The sequence below is a fragment of the Flavonifractor sp. An10 genome (assembly GCF_002161215.1).
Classification (GTDB): domain Bacteria; phylum Bacillota; class Clostridia; order Oscillospirales; family Oscillospiraceae; genus Flavonifractor; species Flavonifractor avistercoris.
This window is the reverse complement of sequence record NZ_NFMB01000002.1, coordinates 404,190-419,606: the sequence shown is the minus strand read 5'-3', so window position 1 is coordinate 419,606 and position 15,417 is coordinate 404,190. Positions and strand designations below refer to the sequence as shown.

Annotated in this window: 15 protein-coding genes; all 15 read left to right on the top strand. The window is 55.2% G+C overall.

The features are described 5' to 3' along the window. Positions 1-7: 7 nt before the first annotated feature. The 15 genes from B5E42_RS04810 to B5E42_RS04745 all read left to right on the top strand — a co-directional run bounded on the left by B5E42_RS04810 (position 8) and on the right by B5E42_RS04745 (position 15,411). Positions 8-5,611, top strand: coding sequence for a DUF2185 domain-containing protein (locus B5E42_RS04810; protein ID WP_087237177.1), 5,604 nt, complete (start codon positions 8-10; stop codon positions 5,609-5,611). A gap of 15 nt (positions 5,612-5,626) precedes the next feature. Beyond that, a complete protein-coding gene (locus B5E42_RS04805) occupies positions 5,627-6,490 on the top strand; it encodes a CbrC family protein (protein ID WP_087237175.1) in 864 nt (287 codons plus the stop codon). Positions 6,491-6,518: 28 nt separating this feature from the next. Next, positions 6,519-6,797 carry a hypothetical protein gene (locus B5E42_RS04800; RefSeq protein ID WP_087237172.1) on the top strand — a complete coding sequence of 93 codons (279 nt, stop codon included), beginning with the start codon at positions 6,519-6,521 and terminating at the stop codon, positions 6,795-6,797. Next, the gene (locus B5E42_RS04795) at positions 6,794-7,906 is read left to right on the top strand and encodes a hypothetical protein (RefSeq protein ID WP_087237170.1); all 1,113 of its coding nucleotides are present in this window, start codon (positions 6,794-6,796) and stop codon (positions 7,904-7,906) included. Before B5E42_RS04800 ends, B5E42_RS04795 begins: the two co-directional genes overlap by 4 nt. A gap of 16 nt (positions 7,907-7,922) precedes the next feature. Beyond that, positions 7,923-8,357, top strand: a complete 435-nt coding sequence (locus tag B5E42_RS04790; protein WP_087237168.1) for a hypothetical protein — start codon at positions 7,923-7,925, stop codon at positions 8,355-8,357. Between the two features lie 25 nt (positions 8,358-8,382). Then, complete coding sequence (locus B5E42_RS04785; protein ID WP_087237165.1) at positions 8,383-9,132, top strand: SMI1/KNR4 family protein; 750 nt, start codon at positions 8,383-8,385, stop codon at positions 9,130-9,132. A 54-nt stretch (positions 9,133-9,186) separates the two neighbouring features. Continuing rightward, positions 9,187-9,756, top strand: a complete 570-nt coding sequence (locus tag B5E42_RS04780) for a DUF4304 domain-containing protein (RefSeq protein WP_087237163.1) — start codon at positions 9,187-9,189, stop codon at positions 9,754-9,756. 108 nt (positions 9,757-9,864) lie between these two features. Then, positions 9,865-10,299, top strand: coding sequence for a hypothetical protein (locus B5E42_RS04775; RefSeq protein WP_087237161.1), 435 nt, complete (start codon positions 9,865-9,867; stop codon positions 10,297-10,299). A 21-nt stretch (positions 10,300-10,320) separates the two neighbouring features. Continuing rightward, positions 10,321-10,842 (top strand): hypothetical protein, encoded by a 522-nt coding sequence (locus B5E42_RS04770; protein ID WP_087237159.1) that lies wholly within the window; start codon positions 10,321-10,323, stop codon positions 10,840-10,842. 11 nt (positions 10,843-10,853) lie between these two features. Next, positions 10,854-11,213, top strand: coding sequence for a hypothetical protein (locus B5E42_RS04765; RefSeq protein ID WP_087237157.1), 360 nt, complete (start codon positions 10,854-10,856; stop codon positions 11,211-11,213). A gap of 35 nt (positions 11,214-11,248) precedes the next feature. Beyond that, positions 11,249-12,457, top strand: a complete 1,209-nt coding sequence (locus B5E42_RS04760) for an RtcB family protein (RefSeq protein ID WP_087237155.1) — start codon at positions 11,249-11,251, stop codon at positions 12,455-12,457. A gap of 9 nt (positions 12,458-12,466) precedes the next feature. Beyond that, positions 12,467-13,408, top strand: a complete 942-nt coding sequence (locus B5E42_RS04755; protein ID WP_087237153.1) for a DUF3885 domain-containing protein — start codon at positions 12,467-12,469, stop codon at positions 13,406-13,408. Between the two features lie 24 nt (positions 13,409-13,432). Then, positions 13,433-14,212, top strand: a complete 780-nt coding sequence (locus B5E42_RS04750) for a hypothetical protein (RefSeq protein WP_087237150.1) — start codon at positions 13,433-13,435, stop codon at positions 14,210-14,212. A gap of 23 nt (positions 14,213-14,235) precedes the next feature. Next, entirely contained in the window at positions 14,236-14,400 is a 165-nt protein-coding gene (locus B5E42_RS19120) for a hypothetical protein (RefSeq protein ID WP_162613912.1), read from the top strand. 132 nt (positions 14,401-14,532) lie between these two features. Then, on the top strand, positions 14,533-15,411 hold the full coding sequence (locus tag B5E42_RS04745) for a DUF4261 domain-containing protein (protein ID WP_087237148.1): 879 nt from the start codon (positions 14,533-14,535) through the stop codon (positions 15,409-15,411). Positions 15,412-15,417: the final 6 nt, after the last annotated feature.

The following is a 15,417-nucleotide window of genomic DNA, read 5'->3' as shown; positions in this document are numbered from 1 at the left end:
GATGGTCATGTATATCAAAAAATACTGGGGCAACTTTATCGGAGGCTCGGATGACAGCCTGAACCTTGTGGCCTTTTTGGTAGATCAGAAGAAGGAGGAGATCCCCCTCAGCGAGATCTTCGCCAAGATTGGGCTGGACAAGCAGAACTGGGACTTCCGCCAGACCGTGGAGTATCTGGAGTTTACACACTCCGATGGCGTGGAGATGGACTTCCACTTCGCCATTGATGTGGTCACCGACCTGGCCGCCATCCTGCTGGAGTGCAGCGTCAGCGGCAGTGTAAACCTTCAGGATCTGGACGAGTACAACACCCCTGCCCGCCGCATCCGCATCACCGCTACGCCAGAGGAGCATGACGCCATGAACAAGGCCCTGGCGGATTTTGCCCAGAATCCGCTGGAATATGACCTCAGTGAGATGATGGACAACGAGGAGATCCAGGAGATGGCTCGGGATGTGGAGGCGCTGCGGAAGGAGCTGTACGAGGCCGCTGGCCGCAACCGGGACTACCATGTGAAAGCGGAGGATGTAAAATCTCTGCTCCCTGACTGGAAGGGTGCCGATGGCTGCATTGCCACCAACCGTATCACGGTGGAGGGCTACAAGGTTGGCTACTGTTACCGGGAGAAGCCGGACGGCGACTGGGACAGCGGCTGGCGCTTCACCGCCGGTGATGAGAGTGAGGAGTACATGGACGATCCCAACAATGCCGGGATTTACAAGCTGAACACAATCTGCAACGACGATCCCGACATCATTCCTCTGCTGAACACCCCCGCCCCCTGCGCCTTTGAGCGGGATGAAAATGGCGTGTTCCAGCAGATCAAAGACTGGAAACCAGATGAGGACGAGGAGGACCCGGATATGGACATTTTGAAGCAGTGCCAGAAGTGGCATGAAAAGGGCCAATATCAGAAAATCATTGACGCGCTGGAGGCCATCCCCGCCCAGGAGCGTACCCCGGAAATGGATATGGAGCTGGCGCGAGCCTACAACAATCTGGGAGCACCTTCCAACCGTCCGCTACTCAAAAAGGCCATCGCTCTCTTAAAACCTCATGAGGAATACTTTCAGGGCGATCACTACTGGAACTTCCGCATGGGCTATTCTTATTACTACCTGGATCAGGGGGGCCGGGCCTTGCCTTATTTCCGCAAGGCGCTGGAGGCCCGCCCCGACGATGAGGACACCAAGCGATTCATCGAATGGTGCGAAACGGACATTTCTCGGCCATGGTTTTCGATGTGCTTCCGGGAGCGGACGGAATCTGCATGGAAAGACTTTGCCGAGCAGGAGGCCCAACTGCGCCGAATGATGGACGAGGACAAGGACCACACCCGGGGCCAGGAGCTGGTGGACCGGGTGGAAGGGATTCTGAACCAGGCGTTTGACGAAATCTCTTTCGAGATAGGCTTCAACGGCGAGAAGTACGAGCTGATCCTCACACCGGAGGGTGACAAGGTCAAGCTGTTTGAGCTGGTCTACTTCCAGAAGCACGCCCCCAAGGAGGTGCTGGAGCACTGGAACATACTGGTAGGCCGTCAGCCCATCCGAAACATCGGCCTTCGCACCGACGATGGCTGGGACATCTCCGGGGAGGATGTGCAGATTTGGCTGGAGCAGCAGGGAAAAAACAGTTTCGCCCTCTCCGCCTACTGCGAAAAGCTGCTGCCCATGCTGGAGGAAGAAAGAGGCCGGGCCTGGTGGATGCTCACCACCCTTACCGACCAGGTGTTGGGCGAGATTTCCCACATGAGATACATAGACAGCTTTGATGTACTGGAGGCCCCCAGGGCGGAGCCGTCCATCCCCATGTCCCAGCTGCCGGACAAGCTGAAGGAAAAGGGAGCGAATCTCTCCACTGACCCGGAAGCCTATCTGAACAGCTACCTCGGCTACAAAATGGAACCCAACAAGGACCCGGATGCCGATTGGCGGCTGGATGTGATGGTCGGCTCCACCAACTGCGTGCCGCTCATCAACGGCTATCTGGATGCCGACAATGACTTCATGGACGCTCTCCATGCCGACGGCGCGGTGGCGGGCTTCTTCTGCTATCCTCTGGATGCTCTGCGGGAGGAGGAAGGGAGCGAGAAGATCTTCGATTTCCGGGACCGGCTGGAGGAGGCCCTCGCCGCCGGGGACGGCCCGGAGATCCTCACCCTCACCGGCGGGGCCACCGGCATCTTCTGCGGCTATGTGGACTTCATCGCCTGGGATATCCAAACGGCGCTCCAGATGGCAAAGAAGTTCTTCGAGGACAGCGACATCCCCTGGGCCAGCTTCCACACCTTCCGCCGTGAAGCGGGCACGGTGAACCTGAAAACACCGTCCGAGGAGGAGCCGGACGATGAGGATCAGATCCCCGAGCTGGACGAAACGCTGACGGGCATGGACTATATCCCTTACACCCCGCAGAACGAAGAAGAATTCTTCCAGCAGCTGGAGCAGTGGAACGACGAGGACGAGTACACCCGCTGCATCCAGGCCTTGAATGCCATTCCGGAGGATTGGCGGAACTACCGTATTGCCTACGCTATGGCACGGGCGCTGGAGAACTATGCGATCATTGGGGACCACGACGAGGGTACTCCTAACTATAAGGGAGATAAGGCCCTGCGCCGAGCCATCGAGGTGCTGGAGTCTGTCCGGGAAGAAGGCCAGGACAAGGCGGAGTGGAATATGCGGATGGCCTATGGATATCAGTATCTCCATGGCCAGGAGGAAAAGGCTATCCCCTACGCCCAGCGGTGGGCGGAGCTGGACCCCGAAGACGAGGACGCCCCGGCGGTGATTCAGGAGTGCCAGAAAGAGATCGCAAAGCGAGTCGAGGCAGAAGCCGAGGATGAGAGTGACCACACAGGCGTCTTCACCGGCTTTGTGCTGCTGTCCAAAGCAGAATGGAATAAAGAGCAGTTCATCCGGGACATGAAGGAAAAGTGGGACATCGCTGTGGAGGAATACGACGCCAGCGAGGAGAAGGACGACGACGCCCTGGTGTTTGAGGTGGGCGACATGCTGGCCGCCGTCAGCCTGGCCGCCTATCCTATCCCCGGCGGCGAGGCCGAGGGCAATGCGGAAAACAACTATATGTGGGAGGATGCGGTCAAGGTAGCCAAAGAGCACCGTGCCCACCTGATGGTAGCGGTGCTGGGCAAAGAGGAGGATCTGCTGGAAAAGGGCAAGCTGTTCGCCAAGGTGGTAGCCGCCTGCTGCCGGCAGGAATATGCCACCGGCATCTATACCAGCGGCGTGGTGTTTGAGCCCCGGTTCTATGAGGGCTTTGCCGATATGATGCAGGAGGACGAACTGCCCATCTTCAACTGGATCTGGTTCGGTCTTTGGCGGGATGAGCATGGCATGAACGGCTACACCTACGGCATGGCGTCGTTTGGCAAGGACGAGATGGAGGTGCTGGGCACCGATGCCGAGCCGGGCGATCTGCGGGACTTTTTGGCCAGTCTTGCCTCCTATGTGCTGGAGAATGATGTGGACCTCCACGATGGAGAGACCATCGGTTTTGCGGAGGATGATAAGCACACCATCACCCGCAGCCCTGGCGTCGGACTGCCGGAGGAGCAGATGACCCTGAAAATCTCCTGGGCGTCATCGGACGGTGACCCTGACGATGACGGCGATGACCCGGATGGCGAAGCGCCCGAGGATGAGGAATCCGGTGTTCCCGAGGTCTACACCGAGGAGGAGATGGAGGCCGTCGAGGGGCACATCCAGCAGTATTTCGGTGAGTTCGAGAATGTGTTCCATGAGCTTTCTTCCCCGGACATCCATGTGGATATCTGCGTGGTGCCGCCCTCCGAGAAGCGGGACTACTACACTCTGGTCACCATGGGGATGGGCGCTCACCGGATGAATGTGCCGGAGGAACTGGCGGAATATAAGCTGGAGCGGGCGGAGCTGGCCATCGCGCTGCCGGGGAACTGGAAGCTGAAGCGTGAGGATTTGAAGAATGAGCGGTGGTACTGGCCTATCCGCCTGCTGAAAACCCTGGCCCGCTTGCCCATTGCCAGCGATACCTGGCTGGGCTTCGGCCATACCATGGACAATGAGGAGGACTTTGCAAAGGACACCAAGCTGTGCGCTGCCATTCTGACCGGCCCCCAGGACACCGAAGGTGGCAGCGAGGTCTGCATCCTGCCGAGCGGCGAGGAGGTCAACTTCTATCAGGTGATCCCCCTCTACCGAGAGGAATTGGAATATAAGATGGAGCATGACGCAGATGCCTTGCTCGACAAAATGGACGGAATCAGCTTTGTGACTTACAATACCCGTCCCAACGCCATGACTATGGGCAAACTTGGCAGTGTGGAGGACGGCGGCGTGATGGAAATGGATTGCGCTGACTGGCATCTGGAAACCATTCAGGAAAAGAATCTGCCGGTGGATGAGCTGAGCGCCTACAACCACATGGCTATTTACCTGCGCTGGTGCATGGAGCACGACCTGATGGGCGAAGAATTCCTTGCGGAGTACGGAGAGGTGGTAGAAAAGGTCAAGGCTGATCCTGCCAGCGTGGATCTGCGGGAGTTTATCCGGGATGAGCTGGATGGGCAGCTGGTGGGCCCGATGTTTAACAAGATCGGCCGGGCCTTTGCCTCCTACTACTATGGGGAGCCGGACAGCCCCTATTTCCCCAGCGACATCGACGACTACGCCATTGGCGTCATCGGGCAGGAGCGCAATTACTCCGACGAGATCCAGGACGAAGCCTACCTGTTCATCCCCTTTGACGAGGACTACTACCAGGCCATGGCAGAGGTGATTGAGAAACGCTTCACCAACTGGCAGGGACAGGACTTCGACGAGGACACGTTGGAGCCTTCCGAGGTGGCTCAGGCCATCATGGAGTATCTGGACTGTGAATGCACCTATTTTCCCTCCATGAAGGACGATGACCCCATCATGGCAGCCTACAACTATGCCAAGCGGGACAGCGCCCAAGAAGGCTTTGTGCCGGTGCTCATCAAGGCGGATGACGAAACGCTGTTGGAGTGTCTGGTGATGAATGCCGACCCGGAGAATGAAGCAGACATTTACGAATTTGACCTCAAAACTGTAACGGAGTACCGGAAAAAGATACTCTCCGCCCCCGTCAAGGACGGAAAGGCGGTTTTGGATGAATTGACCGGCCAGCGCAAGGAAGAAGCCGAGGACGATGATATGGACTGGGATGAGGAGATCCTGGGCGAGATGGAGGGCGGCTACGAGAATAACCGTATCTCCTGCTACTGGGATTCCGACACCGATATGACCCATCCTCTCATTCTGGCGAAAATTCCGGTCAAGAATCCCTGGGAGATCTTCGCCTATCTGCCCTTCGGAAACTGGAACGAGTGCCCCGACACACCCCAACTAATGGCAGCGGCCAAATACTGGTTCGAGCAGTACGGCGCGGTGCCTGCCGCCATGAGCCACGATGAATTGGAGTTTGTACTCCCCTCCCCTGTTCCCAATCAGAACGCCATGGATGCGGCGGTAGAACTGTATGGCTTCTGTCCCGATGTCATCGACCAGGGACCGGAAGACGCCACCGTGGGCGCTTTGGCGGATGTGCTGCGGCAGTCCACTGTCTGGTATCTCTGGTGGGATTGATGGGAGATTGTGACCATGAACGAATATCTGAAGCAATATATTGAACTCCAAAAGCAGTTTCGAGAGACAAAAGGAAATCCAGACAGTGTCCGCGCTCTCTATACCTTCAAAGAGAAACTGGAGCAGTCGGAAGACAAACAGGCCAAGGAGGTGCTGGTGGATGTGTATGATCTGCTGGATTTCAAGAAGGATGCCTACGAACTGCTCTGCCAAATCGGAAATCGTTCCGATAAAAAGACACTCAAGCGGCTGGGCACGCTGAAGGACTATGCGGAAAACTGGGGCAATCATTATGCCCTCCCCAAGCCCAAAACGCCGGAGGAAAAGCAGAAAGAGAAGGAGCGGCAGGCCCAGCTGGGCCTGCCCACCTTCCGGTATCACCCCAATCCTCTGGAAACCGGCGCTTTTGAGGAGTCCGCGGATGGCGTTGCCTGCGACTGCTGCGGCAAGACGACCCATATTTTCTATACAGGCCCCTTTTACGCTGTGGAGGATATTGAGTGTCTGTGCCCGGAGTGTATCTCCAGCGGCGAGGCGGCCCGGAAATATGATGGCAGCTTCCAGGACGATTGCTCCGTGGACGATGGCGTGGAGGACCCGGCCCGACTGGACGAGCTGATCCACCGAACTCCTGGCTACTGTGGCTGGCAGCAGGAATACTGGCGCGCCCACTGCGGCGACTACTGTGCCTATCTGGGCCATGTGGGTGCCAGAGAACTGCGGGCGCTGGGTGTGCTGGAGGATGTGCTGGACGATCCAATGTGGGATGACGAACATAAGGAAATGATCCAGGAATCCGTCAACGGCGGGCATCTGCAATGCTATCTGTTCCAATGCCTCCACTGCGGAAAACACTTGGTCTGGATGGATTTTGATTGAGGAGTTTTCAAAAGGTGGGATACAAGCGATGAAACCCAAAACACTGACCATTCAACTGAATGATGAACAACTGCCCATCCTTCCAGTGGAACCGGAAGCCCACCTCTCCTTTACCACTCATGCTGATGGAAATGAATTGGAGCTAACGGGAAACCGGGCGGGGCTGCTTCTATTGGCGAAAGCCGCTTTGGGTATGGCAGAAACTATTCGCGGGGATGGATTCCACATCCATCTGGATGACCTGTATAGCATCAACTCCGAGGGAAAAAGCATCCTGATCCGAAAGGAGGAACGGCCAAAACCATGATTGAAAAAACCTTCCTCAACCCCGCCACAAATAAGCAGTGGCGAATTGAAATTGACGGACATACCATCCGAACCTGCTTGAATGGCGGGAAGGTCAAGGAGATCCTGTGCGACTCCGTTTACCAGGTCAAGAGCAAGGCGGCCAGCGCCATGATGAGCCAGATGCGGAAAGGATTTGTCTATCAGAATCGGGATGCCGCTGTTGGGCAGGCGCGGTGCCATCGGTTTGTCGGCAAGGACAGCAACGGCTTTATGCCCTTGGCTGCCGCCCTCACACGGGACGACTTCTTCCTGACGAGGGTGGTCGGAGATTTTGAGGACGAGACCCTCTATCACTTCGATGGCAGCGGGGAGATCCTTGAAACGGTCTCTCTGGGTGCCAAGCGGATGACCTACGAGCAGGTCCTCTGCTCCAATGGCACCCTTCTTCTGAACAACAGCTATCTTCTCCAGCAGTTCTCGCTCCGCACCCATGAAATCACGCCCTTTGCCAACAAGAAAAACAGCATGAAGACCATGCTGGATGCCAGCGGCGACCTGGCCCTGTGGTACACAGGCGAGGAGATCGTCGTCTTTGACTTTGGCAGCAACACAGAGGTGTGGCGGGAAGCGGTAAAATGCAAGAAGTCAAAAGATCCGAATTTTGCCTATTACTGCTTCGGGATGCTGTCTCCCCGGCAGAGCAAAGCGGCCTACCGTGTCACCGAGTGTGAGTATGTGATGGTCGATTTGAAGTCCGCCCAAAAAGTAGTGATTCCCAATGCGGGCTGGCATCCCTTCTTCTCTCCGGATGACCAGTGCTTCTCGGTGGGCGGCAGGTTCTATCTGACCCAGACCGGAGAGGAGATAGCCAATCCGTTCCCGTTTTCCGTCCGGCAGGGGCTGAGTTTTTCAGATACCTGCATGGTACGGACAAGGGGCAGCCTGATGGCTGTTCAGCAGGAACGGGGTAATTCTCCCATAGAGCTGTGGGATACCAGCAGCGGCCAGCTGTTGGCCACCATTGATGACCCCTTTGTGGTGCGGCAGGTGAATTTTGCCTTTACTCAAAGCGGGCTTGTCCTGCACACCGATTACGGGGCCATGAGCATCTATTCCTGCGCCCTCTGAAACGGAGAAGTGACCTATGGATCATGAGAGGAAAGAGCTATTGGCTCAGAAAAAAGCGCAGCTCAAGAAAAGGCAGAAAAGAGCAGAAATACAGCAATACAAGGACCGTCTTACAAAAAGCATCGAACATTTTTCTCAAAAATACCGATACGCAGATGAAGTGGAAACACGCAAAATTGAAACCTTTATCTCAAAACTCAATTTTAAGCAGCCGGGGCAGCTGGCGATCCAAGAAGTTTGCCCATATCCCCATGGAAATGTCTACTTGTGCTTCTTAATGGGAACTGACGCATTATTTCAGATTTATGTATTTGGCAAATATTCTGACATCATGAGCGATCATGATGCATGGGAAGTTTTTAGTCCATACCTGTTGCTTGTGGACGAGGATTTTATTCATTACACTTATATCAACGATAATGGCGAAGTCATGGAATCACAAGTATCGTAATGGCGGAGAAAGAGCGTGGACACCTATGAACAAAGAATCATTGACAGCAAAGCTCCTGGACTTGGTCGAGGGGCGGGAAACTCCCGAAACCTGGCAGAACTGGTGGGGCGAACATGAGCCGGAACTGGAAGCCCTGCTGAGTCGGGGTGAATTTCTGAAACTGAAGCCCTGCCGACACGGTTTTCAGTGGGTCCCGGTGTTTGGTAGCCAAAAGGGAGCCATCGCCATTCTGGAAAAGAGCGGCACAGCATTTGAGGCCAGCAATCTCTACCAGGAGCGGTATCTGGCCGAGCTGGATGTTTTCTGCAAGGAGCAGGAGCGAGTGCAGCGGGAAAAGCAAAAGGAATTCAAGACCAACAACCCGGAGTTGTTTGGCCGATACCCCAAGTTCTCCAAGGCGTTGGCAAAGGTGCTGGACCCCTCTGACGAGATCAAGCCCGCCGCCACGGAGGAGCAAATCGGGAATCAAGAAAGCGTGCTGGACTTCACGCTCCCATCCCAGGTGCGGGAGTTCTTCCTGCTGACCGCAGGCATCCAGGCGTCCACAGGCGTGATCCTTTCCCTTGCCGGGATGTTTGATCTGACCATCCATGGAGAGCGGTATTGTGTGCTGGGCGAGTTCTGGAAAGAAGCGGACGGCGACCAGCTCCTGCTCCGCCCTGGAGAGGAAACCATCTGGTACTACGCCCATGAGCAGGACAAGGTAAAGCGCCTCTGCAATGATATGACAGAACTGCTGGAGAAGAAATTGGCGAGGTATCTCAATGAGCAATAAAAATAACGCGGCGGTTGAGAGTGGAACGGTAAATGAGTGAAGGAAGGTGGCAACATGGAGAAGAAGGATTTCCCCAAGGGAACCAAGCCCCGCGAGATTTTCGTCTATACCTGTGAGCGGATCGCGGAGCCCTTGATCCCGCTGGGTTACAAATACCGCAAGAGCAAAAATGACATCTACAAAAAAGACGGCATCTTTGTGTTCTCCTTTGATTTTTCTCCCTCCATCCGCTTTGGCTCCACCACCTTTACCGCTACCTTCCATGTGGGCTCTCCGATAATCGCCCAGTGGCGCAGTGAGCAGGAAGGGACGGAGGAGACCTATGACGGTATCGTGGGCACCTCCATCGCCCGGCTGACCCGCCGGTATGATGACTTCCCCCGCTATGAGGTATCTACTCTGCTGGAGCGGGAACGCTCCATCCAGGAGATTTCTGAGCAGATCCAGGACTATGCTCTACCATTCTTCGCCCGGTTTTCCGACTTGCCGAAGCTGCTGGACGATGTAGAACGGGAGGGGTTCTTTCCCCATCGGAAGGGATTCGATATCCCAAAGCGGAATCGGGAGTTTGTCGAATGCTTCCGGGCATATCTCGCAGAGCAGCAACACCACAGAGCCGAATAAGTGGGGCGGAAACATTCGGGTGTCGATGGAGCTGCTGCAATCCGGTCTGTATCGGAAAGAAAGCCAGTCTCTATAAAGAGTGAAAGTTTCATTGTTCGGAGGTGTGTTATGGGAACCATCCGTCTTCAGGTAATAGACGACTCAATTTCATCGGACTGGTGGAAAAAACTTGTTGGTCGGTTTGTCTGTATTGGTGATGAATTGGAAATCCGATGCTGGAAAGAAGAAGTCCTGGAAATCCAGCAGGCCTCCCGATATGGAACCCCCTCGGAAGATGGGCTTGAAGTTTCTGTAAAAGGAACGGTCACGGACGCATTGCTGACGGAACTGCTGACCGAAGCACCTGCGGACAACGGGGAATTTCGCAAAATGACAAAGTATTTTTCCATCTTTATAAAAGGGAAAAACATGCATTTTTACAGTGAGCATTACGGCACAGAGCTCTATATTACCGGGGCGTCCAGCGACGACATCTCCTTCTTTTCTAAAACCATTGCCCCCTACGAAAAACAACTGAGTGTCTGTATCGATCAAAGTAACTGAAATGATAAGGAAGTGACCACTATGTCAACCTGGAGCGGAATCCGGAACAAACTGGAGAATGACTACCTGTGCCCGGCGCTCCGGGGCCACATCCAGTATTTTGCCACCAGTTACAGCAAAAGCGCTGACCATGAGGGCCGGGCAGCCATTCGCATGGACGGTGTGGAAGTACTGCGGAGCAACTACTACATCTATTTTGAGAATGTGTGGACGAAATTTCATCACCTGCGGTCCACAACGCTGAAAGATTGCGACTCCGCAAAAGAGGCCATCAACCAGGCTCATGCCTTTGCGCTGGAGCAGGGCACCTTTGACCAAAAGGTGTTCTATGAGGCGTTTGGTATCTTTGACAACCAGAGCATCGAGAAAAGCCTCGTCAGCGAGAATCCCCTTGTCCGCATCTTTGCCCTTTTGGACCGCAGGCTGGGAAAGCGCCGCCTGCTGGCTCTGGAGGAATCCATGGAGCCGGAGCTGGACTGGGTGCGGGCTTTCTATGTGATCCGGATGCAGGCAGAAGGGCTGATGGAAGCGAATAACATATAGGAGGAATTACCATGTCACAGATCGCATCCTTTTATCTGCTCAAAGACGGCCAGCGGCAGGAACTGTCCAACGGCGACTGCTCCGGCGCGGTCTATATGGCCATCTGGGACTGGTGTGAGAGCGAGCTGGATCTGGATGTCCGTTTTCCTGCTCCCCAGACGGAGGACACCCTGGACTGCGCTCTGCTGGAGGGAGAGCTGGCGTCTAATGTGCTGGCAGCTTTGCGGGAGCAGGACCTCCCGGAGTTGTCCGCTGAAATTGCCCCAGACTGGGATCTGCCCACCGAGGCGGTGCAAAGCGGACTTGAAACGCTGCGCTCCCATCTGGAACTGGTGCAGGGCAATACAGCCCTGCTGTATGAAATGACTTGACGGGGCCATGCCCCATAGAATATTGCGAGGAAACCATGATCGAAATCAAAGGAAAATACAACGAGGCCAAGATTTTCACCGATGTGGTGGACAGCGCCTCCATCGCACAGGTTCAGGAACTGTGCAATCAGGAATTCGCGGCCGGCAGCCGTATCCGGCTCATGCCCGACATCCACGCCGGGGCAGGCTGCACCATCGGCACGACGATGACCATCACCGATAGGGTGGTACCCAATCTGGTGGGTGTGGACATTGGGTGCGGCATGGAGACCACCCGCATCCGGGAGGGACGGCTGGAGCTTCAGAAACTGGACAAGTTGATCTATGAGAAGATCCCCTCCGGCTTCTCCATACGGGATAAGGCCCACCGCTATCTCGATGAGATCGACCTGAGCGAACTGTGCTGTGCCCGCCATGTGGACCTGCTCCGGGCAGAAAAGAGCATCGGCACCCTGGGTGGCGGGAACCATTTCATTGAGGTGGACAAGGACGATGAAGGGAATCTCTACATCGTGGTTCACTCCGGCAGCCGTCATCTGGGCGTAGAGGTGGCCGCCTACTATCAGGAGGCGGGCTACAAGGTGCTCAACCGCACCGACGATGCCTCCCTGCAGGCGCTGGTGGCTCAGATGAAGGCAGAGGGCCGGGAGAAGGAAATCCAGAAAGAACTGAAGAAGCTGAAAAACCTCAAACAGACCAGTATCCCTAAAGCCCTGGCCTATGTGTCCGGGGAACTGTTTGAGCAGTATATCCACGACATGAAGATCGTCCAGCACTTCGCCATGCTCAACCGGCAAGCTATGATGGACGAGATCGTCAAAGGCATGAAGCTCCATGTGGAGGAGCAATTCACCACCATCCACAACTATATCGACACCGATGCTATGATCCTGCGGAAAGGGGCTGTGTCCGCCAAGGAGGGCGAGCAGTTGCTCATCCCCATCAATATGCGGGACGGGAGCCTGCTCTGTGTGGGCAAGGGCAACGAGGACTGGAACTGCTCCGCTCCCCACGGTGCCGGCCGCCTAATGAGTCGGGCGGACGCCAAGCAGTCCTTCACGGTGTCCGAGTTCAAAAAGCAGATGGCGGAAATCTACACCACCTCGGTGAGCAACGCCACCCTGGATGAGTGTCCCATGGCCTACAAGGGGATGCAGGATATTCTGGACAATATCGGTCCCACGGCGGAGGTGAGGAGAATCATCCGCCCCATCTACAACTTTAAGGCCGGGGATGAGGATTGAGGAAGTAGCATGCTGGCAGAAAAATTTCAGAAAACAATTACTGACCTTGGCATGGAGCAGCTGGAACACCCTCTGTTCTACCATGCGCCGGTAGGCATTCGGTTTGAGATCGGTGGGGAGGAACCAATCTATCTGGACAGGAGTGCGGCGAAATTGAGAACCAACCCCGCCTATGTTCAGGGGGCGCTGAACCGGGCCGCCGCGATCTATCGGGCACTTCCGGAGGTGCCGGACCTTCTGCGGATCGACGGGTATCCCGTTGAAGAACCTGCCGAGTCCCTGCTGACCGTTATCCGGCAGCGAATGGGACTCCCGGTTCCCAATGAGCAACTTCCGGCCATAGAGATGGACGAAGATGGGGATACCCATGCACAAGTGCAGTTTTACTGGGATCTCAGCGGGATTACCTTTCAGCCGGAGCAACTTTTGCAGGAGATCATTCTGGGAGATATCGGAGGCTGGAGCGGCTTTGTGTCCAGCGTCTATCTGACAGGGCCTGGACCGTTCCTCTACCACCTGTACGATGACCGGGGGCTGGATGTGCTGGGCAGTTCCAGAGAACTGCTTTTGCCGCTTTACCATCAATTTCATGGCTGGATCTTGGAGTATAATCTGGAGCAGATCGACCGGGTGTTTACAGCAGACCAACCACAGCGGCAGAAGTTCACCATCGACGGCCGCCGCTTTTCTAACATGGCCGGGTTTTATGACGAAGTGGAGCGGGTATTTACATTCGGTTTGGACCGGAAGATCGGTCGGAACCTGAATGCTTTCAATGATATTCTCCGGGGCGGTTTCGGGCGGCATGAGTATGGACAACCCATCCACATCCAGTGGTTGGCCTATGAAAAAAGCGTCCGTAATCTCGGGAAAGAGACTATGGACACCATTGTGGAAATCATTTTGGATACGGACCATTCCGGGCACGACTGTACCCTGGAACAGCTTTGACCAAGCGGAAAAGGAGGCATCACTATGGGACTTGACATCTACGCCGGAACACTGACCCGGTACTATTCTCACAACTGGAAAACTGTTGTTCAGCAGTGGGCGGAGGAAAATGGATGGGGCTTTCAAAAAATCACGCCGGATGGAGAAGCTGCTGATAACGAGGAAGAAATGTCCCCAGCTGAGGTCCAGGCTGCAGTGGAGAACTGGCGGGATCAGATCTTGAGCGCCATTTCTCAACCGGGCCAGCCCCCCTACACCCCCTGGCCGGAAGATAATGAGAAGCCCTATTACACCGACAAGCCGGATTGGGATGCCTTCGGCGCTATGCTTCTGGTGGCCGCCTGCCATACATACGATGAGCCGGTGCCATCCACCGTGGAGAAGGACTGGAACTTCGGGGAGCATCCTCTGGTCGCCCGCCTTGCATCGGACGAGGAACGGGTGTGGTCCCTGTTCCATGGGGCTACCTGGTGGTTGCCTCTGGCGGACCCCTTCTTCTTTCAGGCGCCTCTGCCCACCGATGATCAGGCGATGATCGCCACCCTGGGCGGACTGCGGAAGGAGCTGGAGAAGCTGAACCAGCTGGCGTGGCAGGCCGATGAGGATACCATCCTTGATTGGGCGGATACGGAAGGATACCCGGTAGACGGAACCATAGACGCAGATGGACAGTATAGCAAGGCGGACATCCCGGAACACACCCAGTATGACACCCAATCCCTGGCCAAGTTTGCCTTCTCCATGTTCTGGCGGGCCATGCGGTTTGCTGAGGAACAGTGGGTGCCCATTTTACTGGATTATTAAAATCATCGGGAGGTAAAATGTCTATGAAAAAGCAACTACAAGGAATAGCACTTATATTAGTTTCTATCATGTTGATGTTAGGGTACGGCAATGCAGCTTTTTTTGACCTATCTTTTAGATGGTCTTTGATTTTTTCAATCATTGGCATTGTAGGTGCTGTAATGGCATTTTTGCCTGACAGAAAGTGAATTGCCGCATTACGAAATAAAGCATTAACGCAAAATATGAGCTTTAGAAAGAAGACGCATCTTGCCTTCTGGGATGAGTGGCACTGGCGCTATGCAGCAACCGTAAGTTCATAAAAAACAGGAGGAAATCAAATGAGCAATAAAGTGTTCCAGCAAAACCTGGATGACAAAAAAGGCCCACAGCCCGGCGGCCCCTATCTCATTCAGATGCTATTCAAAGAGCCGGTGGATATGCCAGACAAGGATGAAATGACCGCTGTGATGGAAAAGCACATCGGCGCCGTAGAGTGTTTCTGCCGTGATAAAAAGATGGCCGGCTTTGCCGCCCTGGATCATATCGCGGAATTTCAGGACGGCAAATGCCCGGTGCAGCTGATGGTGATGAAATGCGACAAGTTCAAGGGCAAAGGCTTTGACGCCTTCCTGATGAGCCAGATGTGGGACTGCCAGGAGGACCGGGAGCGGATCTTCCGGGAGTGCCGGTATCAGGTGTTGGCCACCGATATGCTGGCAGCAGCGCTTCCGGCGCTGGAGCGGGCCAACCTGGATGCCGACTTTTTGGATGCTCTGGCGGAACTGTATCCCACCTGTGAGGCGTTCTATTTCCAGAACTGCGGCAAGCTGTTTCTGGCGGAGGATGTGCGCTCCCATCAGATTGAAGGCCCGGATCGGTTCATCCGCTTTGGCGTCAATGTTCGCTTCTTCAACATCGAGGGCACTGAGGATATGCTCATCGACACGGTGGGCATGAGCACCCTGTTTTTGCCAGATCTCCAGTATCACTTCCACGACATGGACCCCAACTGGGTGGTAAACCACGCCTATAATGTGGCGTCCTATATTCTGGCCAATGACAACCCCATTCAGGATGGGGAAACCGTAGATGGTGTGGAGAATGGACAGATGAGCCGGGAGCTCCAGTGGAAGTGCCAGTATGAGGACGCCCTGATCCAGCCGCCCAGAGGGGTGCTGGACATCAATATGGGTGAATTTGCTGCTGGTCAGCGGTAAATGTGA

Bases quoted from the DNA above. Each gene is read 5' to 3' on its own strand.
- B5E42_RS04810 (WP_087237177.1), top strand. From the start codon at position 8: ATGTATATCAAAAAATACTGGGGCAACTTTATCGGAGGCTCGGATGAC.
- B5E42_RS04805 (WP_087237175.1), top strand. From the start codon at position 5,627: ATGAACGAATATCTGAAGCAATATATTGAACTCCAAAAGCAGTTTCGA.
- B5E42_RS04800 (WP_087237172.1), top strand. From the start codon at position 6,519: ATGAAACCCAAAACACTGACCATTCAACTGAATGATGAACAACTGCCC.
- B5E42_RS04795 (WP_087237170.1), top strand. From the start codon at position 6,794: ATGATTGAAAAAACCTTCCTCAACCCCGCCACAAATAAGCAGTGGCGA.
- B5E42_RS04790 (WP_087237168.1), top strand. From the start codon at position 7,923: ATGGATCATGAGAGGAAAGAGCTATTGGCTCAGAAAAAAGCGCAGCTC.
- B5E42_RS04785 (WP_087237165.1), top strand. From the start codon at position 8,383: ATGAACAAAGAATCATTGACAGCAAAGCTCCTGGACTTGGTCGAGGGG.
- B5E42_RS04780 (WP_087237163.1), top strand. From the start codon at position 9,187: ATGGAGAAGAAGGATTTCCCCAAGGGAACCAAGCCCCGCGAGATTTTC.
- B5E42_RS04775 (WP_087237161.1), top strand. From the start codon at position 9,865: ATGGGAACCATCCGTCTTCAGGTAATAGACGACTCAATTTCATCGGAC.
- B5E42_RS04770 (WP_087237159.1), top strand. From the start codon at position 10,321: ATGTCAACCTGGAGCGGAATCCGGAACAAACTGGAGAATGACTACCTG.
- B5E42_RS04765 (WP_087237157.1), top strand. From the start codon at position 10,854: ATGTCACAGATCGCATCCTTTTATCTGCTCAAAGACGGCCAGCGGCAG.
- B5E42_RS04760 (WP_087237155.1), top strand. From the start codon at position 11,249: ATGATCGAAATCAAAGGAAAATACAACGAGGCCAAGATTTTCACCGAT.
- B5E42_RS04755 (WP_087237153.1), top strand. From the start codon at position 12,467: ATGCTGGCAGAAAAATTTCAGAAAACAATTACTGACCTTGGCATGGAG.
- B5E42_RS04750 (WP_087237150.1), top strand. From the start codon at position 13,433: ATGGGACTTGACATCTACGCCGGAACACTGACCCGGTACTATTCTCAC.
- B5E42_RS19120 (WP_162613912.1), top strand. From the start codon at position 14,236: ATGAAAAAGCAACTACAAGGAATAGCACTTATATTAGTTTCTATCATG.
- B5E42_RS04745 (WP_087237148.1), top strand. From the start codon at position 14,533: ATGAGCAATAAAGTGTTCCAGCAAAACCTGGATGACAAAAAAGGCCCA.